This is a genomic window from Eudoraea sp., assembly GCF_049669105.1.
Classification (GTDB): Bacteria; Bacteroidota; Bacteroidia; order Flavobacteriales; family Flavobacteriaceae; genus Eudoraea.
Genome location: NZ_JBATKE010000051.1, coordinates 11521 through 24113, shown reverse-complemented (window position 1 = coordinate 24113; position 12593 = coordinate 11521). Strand labels below are relative to the sequence as shown.

The window sequence follows — 12593 nt, the reverse complement described above, 5'->3', positions numbered from 1 at the left end:
CGGGTGCAAAGAAAAATCGGTAAAAGAGAAGGCATTGGATACCAAATCGGATTCAGTAATTGTTTTGGAAACACAAACACAATCAGGCATTGCTCCCGGGGAAGACGCGCTCAAATCTTTAGTTGACATGGCTGATACTACATTCGTGCGTTTAGCCGACTATAGCAGTGATTTTGAATATGATCTTAGATATGCCACAGAAAACAATTTTTTAAAAGCCAAAGTTTACAACTGTGCAGAATGTTATACGCGAGTAAAGACCGCAAAGGCCTTAATTAAGGCAAACAATGATTTTATAGAGCAGGGATACAAAATTAAGTTTTATGATTGTTACCGGCCTAATTCTGTGCAGTATAAAATGTGGGAGATTGTCCCGAACCCGCAGTATGTGGCGAATCCTGTTAAGGGTTCCATACATAATAAAGGGGGTGCCGTAGATATTACCCTGGTAACATTAAGAGGAGATGAATTGGATATGGGCACCGATTTTGATTTCTTTGGTAAAAAGGCATATCACGATAATATGGATTTACCTAAGGAAATCCTGAAAAATAGAAAGGTCTTAAAAGAAACTATGGAAAAATACGGGTTTTGGTCAGTAAGGACGGAGTGGTGGCATTACAACCTCTCCAGCGCTTCCAATGACCGCATTGCAGATTTTAAATGGGAATGTAATTAGACAAATTTCAGAGATGGCTAAACCAATGAAAAACAGACAAAAGATTAGGATAATATATACTTTTTTAATTTCATTTTTACTTATTCAAGTTGTTTATCCCCAGGACACCATTTTGCCGCTTTGGCCTGCAGATGCTGTTCCCAACCGAATTGAATCTGATGAAGTGGAGATACTCGAAAAAGGAGCTATTCAAAGGATAAGTTATGTGCAATATCCCCAAATAGAGGTGTATTTACCATCTGAAGCCAATAGTACGGGTAAGGCAATGTTAATTTTCCCGGGAGGCGGATATCATATTTTGGCATATGACTGGGAAGGCAGTGATATTGCCAAATTTTTGAATTCAAAAGGAATTGCAGGGATAGTGGTAAAGTATAGGTTACCTATTTCAAAATCCTTAGAAAATAATCAGTTTGTTCCTTTGCAGGATGCACAAAGGGCCATGAGGCTTACACGGTATATGGCGAAAAATTGGAATATTGATGATAACAAGATAGGCATTATTGGATTTTCTGCGGGCGGGCATCTCGCATCTACCCTTGGGACCCATTTTGATGATGAGGTATATAAGTATGTAGACGGCGCCGATTTATTAAGTGCCCGACCCGATTATATGGCCTTGGTTTATCCCGTGATATCCTTTTCTGATTCTTCAGTCCATAGCGGATCAAAAAAGGCCCTATTGGGTGATGAGCCGGATAATGAAAGTATTACCTACTTTTCAAATGAGCTTCAGGTTTCAGAGAATACGCCACCAACAATTCTTTTCCATGCAGCTGATGATAAAGCTGTGCCGCCCGAGAACAGTCTGTTATTTTTTCGGGCTCTAAACCAAAAAGGAGTGCCGGCAGAACTTCATATTTATCCGGAAGGCGGTCATGGCTTCTCATTAGCCACGAAGAACCAAAGTCTTAGCAGGTGGACTCAGCATCTGTACGAATGGACGCTCCAATTTTAATATAACCGAAATTCAATCAAATAAACTGGTTCGGATGGGGATGTACGTATGGACTGCGATAAGGTCTTTGCAATAATTTTGTCGCTTCTAAATCATTAACTACCACAAAATTTTTAGGGTCATAGATCAAAGGTCTTTTAACTTCCATAGACATATTTGCAAGAATACAACTGGCTGTTGAAATGTGACCGTCCAAAATGTCGGCAACCGGTTTTGTTCCTTTGTCTATAGCCGCCAGAAAATCGAGCATATGCAACCTCGTGGCCGGTGCCGCATTAAGTTCGATGTCTTTTTCTGTTAAATCTTCGGGATATTTCTCTTTTTCGTAAACTACATCCATATGTATTGGTTTGCCATCTCCATATGGTACAAAATCATATTGCATAGTACTCCCGGAAAGTGTTCCCTTCTCACCAAATAATTTAAATGACCATGGGTATTCCGGATCATCTGGCGTCCCCCAACTTCTGTGCTGCCAGATGCAGTTGAGATTATCATATTCAAAAATAGCCGATTGTGTGTCTGCGATATTGGATTTACCGTCCTTTTGAACATAGATACCTCCGGTAGAACTTATGCGGTTGGGCCAATCCAGGTCCAGCATCCATCTAACCGTATCCAGCATATGAACACACATATCGCCCATTATTCCATTACCATATTCCATAAAAGTCCGCCACCATCTTTTGTGCGGCAAGCCATCATATGGTCTAAGCGGGGCAGGCCCTGTCCACATTTCATAATCCAGAAAATCCGGGACTTCCTGAACGGGAGGATTTCCATTTGCACGCATATGGAAATAACAACACATCTCAACATGAGAAATTTTTCCAAGCATCCCGGTGTCTACAATATTTTTTTTGGCGTGTATTAAGTGGGGAGTACTTTTGCGCTGTGTTCCCACTTGCACAACTCTATTATACTTTCGGGCGGCAGCTACCATGGCCTCTCCTTCAATTACATCAACACTAATAGGTTTTTGAACATAAACGTGAGCCCCCGCCTTCAGGGCATCAATGCATTGGAGTGCATGCCAATGGTCCGGGGAGCCTATCAACACAATTTCAAGACCTTCTTTTGCCAGCATTTCCCGATAATCCGAATACTTTTTTGGTTTTTTACCTGATCTCTGACGCTGGGCAACGAGATTGGCCGTGTTCTCTACGAAATTGCTGTCTACATCACATATCGATATAACTTCTACATTAGCAACCTGTATGAGTTTGAAAAGATCGCTGCTGCCGTACCAACCGGCACCAATAAGTCCTACTCGCCAGGGCTTATCTCTGTACATAAGTTCAAATCCGTAAGTACCGAATGAAGATAATACGGCCGCTGCTGTAGCACCTTTAAGAAAATTTCTCCTGTTAATGTTGAATGTTTTGGATTCCATGTATTTATGATCAATAGTTATACTTAGGTGGTTATATTATTTAAATATACCGAAAAATATTTTTGCTATGATTTCACACATTTTAGAATCTGGAGCTTGTTATTAAGATCCTTCACAAAAAATAGATAGTGCTCCCCGCCTTCCAGTATTTTATGTTTCTTTCTAATATCAGCCACCGATAACGGGAAGTTGCGAATGGTAACATTTGCTTTTCCAATATTAAGAGCAGCTATTGACTTTTTATTATATGGGTTAACAGAAAGTATTTTAAAAACTCTCCCGGGAAATTTAACCAGCTTTTCCGAGGTGTATAAATGCGTATGCTCGTGTAACTTTTTTAAATGGAATTCATTTCCTATGGTTTTAAAAGCCCCGGCCTTTAGAATAGCTGCGTTTGGCTCATACAGGAAGTCCAGTGGCCCGGAGAAGTCAGATTTGGTTAAATATTCACTTGAGCGTTTATATGCAAAAAACTCATCCTGTGTATTTTTGATATTTATTGTTTTTATTAAAGGCTCAGCAAGATATTGGTCCTTAATGATCCATAGTATTTCTTTAACATCATTATTCAATGCAACTACATGAATTTCTTCAACACTTTTCAATTCCTTGAGACCCATGGCAATATCTAAGAGGGGAGAGGTCTTTAGCAGGATAGCTTTTGATTTTTCCTTCAATAGATCTAAATGTTCCGTGATATCCGGCGAACAATCCGATAATTTAAATACTTTGCCCTTGGTTTTATCTCTTCTGGAGGGATCTATATAAATCCAATCATATATTTTATCAGACTTTTTTAAATATTCTATTCCATCAGTATATACAACTTTGATACCATCTGCTCCAAGTACTTTTAAATTATGCGCAGTAATTTCAGATAATTGTTTACTAATTTCACATAGTATGACTTCGGGTATTCTTTGACTAAAAAAATAACTATCCACACCAAACCCACCTGTTACATCCAAAAGAGATTTACCACTAAGTAAACCTGCCTTGTAGATAGCTGTTTTTTCTGAGGAAGATTGTTCAATATTTAACTTTGAAGGAAAGTATATTTCTGCAGTCCTGAACCATGTTGGAAGCTTAACAGCGCATTTTTTTTTACCTTCAATCTGTTGCGCCAGTTCTTTTGAAGAAATTGCATCAAAATCACTCTTTTTAAGCAACACTGACATGATGTCAGTATTTAAATTATTATTTATATAATCCTGTACACCAGTGTTTAAGATATTCTTATTCAAAGTAAAACTATAAATTTTTTGTCAAAGACTTCACGATCTTATTTTCGGCAAAAAACTCCTTCAAAATTACCTTAATTACGGTATAACCAGGCACTGCAATGATCATTCCTGTGATACCAAAGAGGAGTCCGCCAGTGATTATGATAAGGAAAATTTCCAGGGGGTGAGATTTTACACTATTGGAAAAAATAAATGGCTGAGAGAAAAAATTATCAACCAATTGCCCGATTGTAAAACCTATCATGACATAGATAGTTTTAGGTAAAATTACCGTGCTGAAATCGGCTCCTAAATTACTGGTCATCGTTAACAATGCCATCAAAAAAGCACTAATAACAGGACCTATATAGGGGATAAGATTCAAAAGAGCACAAAGAAAGGCTATGACCACAGGATTTTCAATACCAAAGATTAAAAGAACTGTCGTATAGATGACGAATAATATTGAAATTTGAAGTACCAATCCTCCAAAATACCTTGATAAAAGTAGTTTTATAGTATGCATTGATTTTTTTAACCTGGGTTCCTTGTTGTCAGGAATAAGGACCATTAAATTCTCCTGTAGAAGTTTGCTGTCCTTAAGGTAAAAGAAAGCAATAAATAGCACTGAGAACAGACCAATACTCAAACTTCCTAAAAGACTTACGATAGAATTTAAAAATTCCGGAATAACACCAAAATTGATCTTAGAAAATATCTTGGATTCCCGAAGCTGCATTTTAATATCTATTGTGGTAATACCAAAATAGTTTGTCACCTCCCGGTAAAGGTTTTCAATATTTTCTTGTAATGCATCAATATTTAAGAGGGAAAGGTTTTGTCCTTGTTTTATCAATAAGGGTATAAACATTGAAACTATTCCGATTACAATCCCCAAAAAAAGTACCATGGTTAAAATCACAGCCAGAGTGCTTCTCATCTTTAACCTTGTTTTTAGGAATACCACCACAGGCCTTCCAATAAGTGAAATAACCACAGCTATGGCTATATAGATCAAGAGTGTGCTGATTTTGAAAAAGAAATAACAAATAATTAGAACCGCAATAATAACTGCCACAGCCCTCAATATTCCATCTGCAATCATCTTTGAATTCATAGTTTAATTTTTAAATGCGTAATGTATAATATTAGCACCCATCTGAAGGGCTTTAAGGCGCACTTCCTCAGAATCATTGTGTACTTCCGGATCTTCCCAACCATCACCCAGGTCCGACTCATAGGTAAATAACAACAGTAGTCTGTTTTCATGAAAAATACCTAAAGCCTGTGGTCTTTTTCCATCATGTTCATGGATCTTTGGCAAGCCTTTAGGAAATTCATATTGTGTTTTAAAAATCGCGTGGTCTGCGGCAATCTCAATGAGTTCCTTCTGAGGAAAAACTTTTTTAAGTTCTTTTCTTAAATAAGGCTCCATACCGTAATTATCGTCAATATGTACAAATCCTCCCGAAAGAAGATATGTTCTTAGATTATCCGCTTCATCCTGGGTAAAGAAAACGTTGCCATGACCAGTCATATGTAAGAAGGGATACTGAAAAATTTCTGAGCTGCCCACGTCCACAGTTTGAGGTCGTGGCTCAATTTCTGTATCAATATTTTCGTTACAAAATCTGATAAGGTTAGGTAAGGCTGTTGGATTCGCATACCAGTCGCCGCCACCATTGTATTTTAAAATTGCGATTTCCTGTGAATTAACATTGACTATCCACAAAACTGTTAAAAATAGGGGAAGTAATTTCATAAAAAAGGGTCACTTGTCACGTTTCTAAAGATACTATAATCACAATAAAAAAAATTCACTTCTAAAAATCTTTCCCTTAAGCAATAATTCAAAATTTAGGTTTCAAGTTTAATTTGAACGCTATGACCTATAAATAAATTAAGACTTAAAGGCTTTTAGGATCATCTATTAATTAATGCCACAGCGGTACAGGCAACTATAGCGGCTGTTTCAGTTCTAAGTCGGGCTTCACCAAGGGATATTGGTAAAAACCCTTTTTTATAAGCCTCTTTTATCTCCTTATGAGAGAAATCCCCTTCGGGACCTATTAAAATAGTTACATCCTTATCTGCGGCGACGCATCGTTTTAGGTCTAGTTTCTCTTCCTCTTCACAATGGGCAATAAACAAGAGTTCTTTATGGTCTTGTGCTATAAATTCTGTATAGGAAACCGGATTATTTATTTTAGGCAGGTACGTCCGAAGTGATTGTTTCATTGCCGACTGAACTACTTTTTGTAGCCTCTCCATTTTAAGAATTTTCCGCTCTGAATGATCGCACAGGATGGGAGTTATTTCATGAACACCAATTTCCGTTGCTTTTTCTAGAAACCATTCGTAGCGTTCAGCGCTTTTGGTAGGAGCAACGGCGAGGTGCAGCCGGAACATTTTAGGATGCCTCTTTTGCGTCGAAATTATTGCCGCTTTGCACATATTTATATCCGCCGCTAGTATTTTGGCAGTAAACAAATCACCTTTACCATTAGTGATATAAAGTTCGTCTCCTTCTTTTTTGCGTAAAACTTTAACAATATGTTTACTTTCCTCTTTATCAAAAGAGAACAGATTTGCGCTATTATCCAGCGAAGGGTTATAGAAAAGTTGCATAGTTAAAAAAAGAAAAAATTAGTTAATTGCTATTTAATTTAATGTTGACGAATTCTAATCCTGACCAAATCCTTATCACTTCTAATTCAAAGGCCATTTCTAATTAAGATATAATTATATCACATATCTCGCCTTTGCCCCGATACGCTGGTCGCTGAATTTACCATCAAGATACTTTAAATAGCCAACAATACCAATCATTGCCGCATTATCGGTGCAGTATTCAAATTTTGGTATATATGTGTTCCATCCGTATTTGATTTCACTTTCCTGTAATGCCTTTCTTATTCCGGAATTAGCAGAAACGCCACCTGCTATCGCTATTTCTTTTATACCGGTTTGAGCGACAGCTTTCTTAAGTTTATCCATCAAAATACCTATAATGGTATATTGAATCGAGGCACATATATCATTCAAATTCTCTTCAACAAAATTTGGATTTTTACTAGTTTCTCTTTGAATAAAATACAAGATGCTGGTCTTTAAGCCACTAAAACTGAAGTTTAGGCCTTTTACCTTTGGTTTTGGGAAAGGAAAAGCTGTAGGATCCCCTTTTGCGGCATGCTTGTCAACTAATGGTCCTCCGGGATATGGTAAGCCAAGAATTTTTGCGCTCTTATCAAATGCTTCTCCAACTGCATCATCAAGGGTTTCCCCAAGAATTTCCATATCAAAATAATTATTGACCAAAACTATCTGAGTGTGACCGCCACTAATGGTTAAAGCTAAAAATGGAAAGGGGGGCACTTTTTTATCACCTTCTTTTATAAAATGTGCTAAAATGTGTGCCTGCATGTGATTAACCTCTATTAATGGCACGTTTAGGCCCAATGAAAGTGATTTGGCAAATGAAGTCCCCACTAGTAATGAACCTAGTAGTCCGGGTCCGCGGGTAAATGCTATGGCTGATACTAGTTTTTTGTCGATATTTGCCTTGGCTAACGCTTGGTGTACTACCGGAACAATATTTTGCTGATGTGCTCTTGATGCAAGTTCCGGAACAACACCACCGTATGCCTCATGAATTTTTTGCGTGGCTACCACGTTACTAAGCATGTTGTCGTTATACAAAACAGCGGCCGACGTATCATCACAGGATGATTCAATAGCCAGAATATATATATTTTGTTTATCACTCATGGTTTGGAACAAAAATTGGTAGCACAAAGGTAAAACATAATAGCCCTATCAAAAAACTGAGAAAAATACTCGTTAGAACGCTTTTAGTATTCCTGCTGGCTTGCGTTGTAGGGACTATTATTCTTTCTATTCCTGCTGTGCAGACTAAGCTTGCGCGTTACGCGACTGACACTCTAAATGATAAGTTTGGCACCAATATTAATGTAGACAGACTTAGAATTTCCCTTATTTCCTGGGACACGGCCTTAAAGGATGTTTATATTGAAGATTATAAGCAGGACACGCTGATCTACATACAAGAGCTGTCTACCTCCATTTTAAGTATGCGAAATCTTATTAATGGGAAATTACAATTTGGAGATATAGACATAGAAGGATTACTTTTTAATCTTAAAACTTATAAAGGAGAAAAAGATAATAATCTCGGAGTTTTTGTTGACAAGCTGGATGACAAAAAACCCCGTGACCCGAACACACCGCCTTTTTACTTTTCTTCATCAGATGTTCAAATAAAAAATAGCACATTCCGGTTAATAGATATGAACAAGGAAAAAGTTGAAATATTAAATTTCAGGGACCTAAACATAGATGCCGGTGATTTTCAAATTCTCGGACCAGAAGTTACTGCGGTTATCGAAAGTTTATCATTAAAAAGTGCTTTGGGTATCGATGTCGAAAAACTGGCTACAAATTTTAAATACACCAAACAGCAAATGCGATTTGATTCCCTGCAAATCCAAACGCCCAAATCTAATATTGTAGGTAATTTATTATTTACTTATAACAGGGAAGACCTCGCACAATTTATAGACAAGGTAAATTTAAATGCAGATTTTATAGATTCATCAGTTGCATTGGATGAGATTAATATGTTGTATGACCAATTCGGTTCAGAAAAAATAGTAAATTTTTCTGCCACTTTAAATGGGGTGTTAAATGATTTGAATGTAGAACAATTATTTCTGCAATCAGATAATACAGGGATCAGAGGGGATTTTAATTTTAAAAATATTTTCTCAAAAGACAGTATTTTTGAGCTCGATGCCAAAATAAAGAATATTACTACCAGCTATTATCAGATGAGATCATTATTACCTCAAATATTAGGAAAATCTCTTCCCTCTACTTTCCAGAGGCTAGGACAGTTTACGGTAAGGGGAGATGCCTTTATTACACCAAAATCAATAGAAACCCAGGCAAACCTGAACACAGCCATAGGAAGCAGTTATGTAGATCTTACCCTAACAGAAATTGACAATATAGACAATGCGAGATATAAAGGATTTGTGTCCTTAATTGATTTTGATTTGGGCCGTTTTACAGATAATAAAAGTTTAGGTAAAACAACTATTGATGTTAATGTTGAAGGTAAAGGTTTTGTAAGCAAAAATCTGAATACTGAAGTTTTAGGACAGGTGTATAGCATTACTTTCAATGGGTATGATTATAAAGATGTAAAGATTTCCGGTATCCTGAAGGATCAATTATTTGACGGGTCTTTAATCAGCAATGATGAAAACCTGCAATTTAGATTTGAAGGACTGGCGGATTTTAGCACAGATAAAAGTAGTTTCAACTTTAATGCTTCGGTAGATTATGCCGACCTGAAAATATTAAATTTTATAGATGACAGTGTGTCCATATTTAAGGGCAATGTAAGTATGGACATCACAGGAAGTTCCTTTCAAAGTATTGAGGGAGATATTAAGTTTACCCAAACAAATTATCAAAACATAAATAACACCTACTACTTTGAAGATTTTAAAATTGAATCCACATTTTCTGCAGATTCTACCCGGTCTATAGAAATAAATTCTCCCGATATTATTACAGGATATATGAGGGGTAAATTTAAAGTAAGGGAACTTGGTAGACTAGTACGAAATTCAATAGGTAGTATTTATACAAACTATAGACCATACGAAATTTCAGGAGGTCAGGAAATGGCCTTTAATTTTAAGATATATAATAAAATTGTTGAAGTTTTTTTTCCAGAGGTTGAGTTTGGCCCAAATACTTTTATCAGGGGTAATATAATCGCAGATCAGGGAGATTTTAAACTCAATTTCAAATCGCCTTATATTACGGCTTATGGCAATGAATTAGACAGTATTGATTTTAGGATTGATAACAAAAACCCTCTTTTTAATACCTATCTGGCTGTTCAGGATGTTTCAACTCCTTATTATGATCTAAAAGACTTTAATCTGATTAATACCACCTTAAATGACACGCTGTTCTTTAGAACAGAATTTAAGGGAGGTAGTGAGTATGATGATAGTTATAATTTAAATTTTTACCACACTTTCAATCAGGACAATAAATCAGTGATTGGCTTAAAAAAATCTGACGTAAGTTTTAAAGGGAATACATGGATTCTAAATCGTGAAAGCGATAGCAAAAACAAGGTGATTTTTAATAGTACCCTGGATAGTATTACTATAGAAGAAATAGTTATGAATAATGATAACAGGGAACAAATAAGGCTAAAAGGACAACTTGCAGATTCTACTTTTAAGGATTTGGAACTTCAGTTTAAAATAGTCTCCTTAAATAAAATAACCCCTACAATAGACAGTTTAAAGCTCAAAGGGGAGATTAATGGTACCTTAAATGTTCTTCAAAAGGACAATATTTACTTGCCCGTTTGCAATTTGGACATATCTGAATTTGGAGTAAATGATATAGACCTCGGGAACCTTACCATTGGTATTGTTGGTAATCGTGACCTTACCGAATTTTCCGTTAATTCTCAAATTAAGGAAAACGGGCTTGAAAAATTTGGAGTATTTGGCAAGGTCACAAGGGATCAGGAAATACCTCAGGCAGATTTGGTGGCTACGTTCAGTAATTTTGATATGGAACCTTTTAGTCCTTTGGGCAAGGATATTATTTCCAATATTCGAGGAATGCTCAATGGCAATGCTCAAATAAAAGGAGATATAAGGAACCCTGATATTGAAGGCCTTTTGACTATGAATAATGCAGGGCTTTCTGTGCCTTATCTTAACGTAGACTATGATTTTGGAGCTAATTCTGTGGTTAAATTAAATGAACAGACTTTTAATTTTCAGAATGTGAAACTTATAGATGTCGCTTTGAATACCGAGGCCATTCTGGACGGTACAATTAAGCACCATTTCTTTAAGAAGTGGAATTTTGATTTGGATATAAATACCAGTGGGGATAGGTTTTTAATACTAAATACCGAATTTGAAGAAGAAAAACTCTACTATGGATCCGGTTTTGTTAATGGTACGGGACGAATATTTGGTCCGTCTAATGCCATGAATATTAATTTTGAAGGTTCAACAGCCAGGGGGACATCTTTAAAGATACCAATAAGTGATGTGACCTCTGTAGGCGATTATTCCTTTATCACATTTATTGATAAAAATGAAGTTGAGACTATTGATTTTGAGCGCCAGCTCAAAGAATATGACGGATTAGAACTTAGATTTGATTTGGATGTAACTCCAGATGCAGAGGTTGAGATTGTGCTTGACCCCAAAACCGGAAGTTCTTTAAAAGGGACAGGCGCAGGTTTGGTTTTTATAGAAATTAATACAAATGGTAAGTTTAATATGTACGGCGATTTTGTGGTGGTCACCGGGTCGTATAATTACAAATTTGGGGGAATTATTGACAGGACTTTTAGTGTTAAACCGGGAGGAAGCATTGTATGGGACGGGGCACCGCTTGATGCAACTTTAAACATGGAAGCCGTGTATTCCCTAAATGCGAATCCGGCTCCTTTACTGGATAATTCCGGATATAGCAGGCGAATACCAACGGATGTGGTTATACGGCTAACAGATCAGTTAGAACGACCTACAATTGATTTAAATATTGAATTTCCAGGCACAAGTTCTACCGTAAAATCTGAATTGGAATACAGGCTCCAGGATCCGACAATAGAAGAACGAAATGCATTTTTCCTGCTTGCTCAGGGAACTTTTGTCAGCGAGGGGTCAGGTATAAACCAGCAGGCAGTTACTGGCAACTTAATTCAAACGGCCTCCGGCTTATTAAACCAGGTTCTTGACAGTGGCGGCAATGATAAGTTTGATTTTGGGGTTACTTACGAGCAAGGCTATCTGGATCCTAACGATATTTCTACCGAAGACAGAATAGGGGTAACTGTATCTACTCAGATAAGTGACAAAGTTTTATTTAATGGTAGGTTCGGGGTTCCTGTGGGAGGGGTAAGTGAAACAGTGGTTGCGGGCGACGTGGAAGTACAGATTTTATTAAATGAAGAAGGAACACTGCGCGCCAAGATTTTTAATCGCGAAAATGAAATACAACAGTTTTTGTCAGAACAACAGGGTTATACACAAGGTATTGGTATTTCTTACGAGGTAGATTTCAATAGTTTTAAGGAACTAATGCAAAAGATTTTTAGGAATAAGAATGTCGAAACAGAGGAACCTCAGGCAACGGCTACTGTGCCCACTGCAGTTATGGGAAAGGATAGTTTAATAAAATTTTATCCTAAGACAAATATTCCAAAATTGTGATTCATCCATTATAGTAATGTTTATATGATATACTAAAAAAAGCACCCCGTAA

At 36.9% G+C, this 12593-nt stretch carries 9 protein-coding genes; 3 read left to right on the top strand and 6 right to left on the bottom strand.

Features of this window, described 5'->3' with window-relative positions:
• Positions 1-88 precede the first annotated feature (88 nt).
• Together WBM60_RS04000 and WBM60_RS03995 are read left to right on the top strand one after the other, a co-directional pair.
• Positions 89-679: a M15 family metallopeptidase gene (locus WBM60_RS04000; RefSeq protein WP_424278059.1), complete on the top strand. Its 591-nt coding sequence runs from the start codon at positions 89-91 to the stop codon at positions 677-679.
• A gap of 25 nt (positions 680-704) precedes the next feature.
• Positions 705-1637 carry an alpha/beta hydrolase gene (locus tag WBM60_RS03995; protein WP_424262644.1) on the top strand — a complete coding sequence of 311 codons (933 nt, stop codon included), beginning with the start codon at positions 705-707 and terminating at the stop codon, positions 1635-1637.
• A 16-nt stretch (positions 1638-1653) separates the two neighbouring features.
• Here the strand turns inward: WBM60_RS03995 and WBM60_RS03990 are convergent, their stop codons facing one another.
• The 6 genes from WBM60_RS03990 to tsaD all read right to left on the bottom strand — a co-directional run bounded on the left by WBM60_RS03990 (position 1654) and on the right by tsaD (position 8021).
• Positions 1654-3030 (bottom strand): Gfo/Idh/MocA family oxidoreductase, encoded by a 1377-nt coding sequence (locus WBM60_RS03990; protein WP_424262646.1) that lies wholly within the window; start codon positions 3028-3030, stop codon positions 1654-1656.
• Between the two features lie 65 nt (positions 3031-3095).
• On the bottom strand, positions 3096-4208 hold the full coding sequence (locus WBM60_RS03985; RefSeq protein WP_424262648.1) for a THUMP-like domain-containing protein: 1113 nt from the start codon (positions 4206-4208) through the stop codon (positions 3096-3098).
• Positions 4209-4281: 73 nt separating this feature from the next.
• Positions 4282-5370 carry an AI-2E family transporter gene (locus tag WBM60_RS03980; protein ID WP_424262650.1) on the bottom strand — a complete coding sequence of 363 codons (1089 nt, stop codon included), beginning with the start codon at positions 5368-5370 and terminating at the stop codon, positions 4282-4284.
• Between the two features lie 3 nt (positions 5371-5373).
• Complete coding sequence (locus WBM60_RS03975; RefSeq protein WP_424279319.1) at positions 5374-6015, bottom strand: DUF4159 domain-containing protein; 642 nt, start codon at positions 6013-6015, stop codon at positions 5374-5376.
• A 161-nt stretch (positions 6016-6176) separates the two neighbouring features.
• On the bottom strand, positions 6177-6881 hold the full coding sequence (locus tag WBM60_RS03970; RefSeq protein ID WP_424259139.1) for a 16S rRNA (uracil(1498)-N(3))-methyltransferase: 705 nt from the start codon (positions 6879-6881) through the stop codon (positions 6177-6179).
• 114 nt (positions 6882-6995) lie between these two features.
• Positions 6996-8021, bottom strand: a complete 1026-nt coding sequence (tsaD, locus tag WBM60_RS03965; RefSeq protein ID WP_424276652.1) for a tRNA (adenosine(37)-N6)-threonylcarbamoyltransferase complex transferase subunit TsaD — start codon at positions 8019-8021, stop codon at positions 6996-6998.
• A 128-nt stretch (positions 8022-8149) separates the two neighbouring features.
• On the opposite strand from tsaD, the gene WBM60_RS03960 reads away from it, so the two are divergent.
• Positions 8150-12541, top strand: coding sequence for a translocation/assembly module TamB domain-containing protein (locus WBM60_RS03960; RefSeq protein ID WP_424276656.1), 4392 nt, complete (start codon positions 8150-8152; stop codon positions 12539-12541).
• Positions 12542-12593 lie beyond the last annotated feature (52 nt).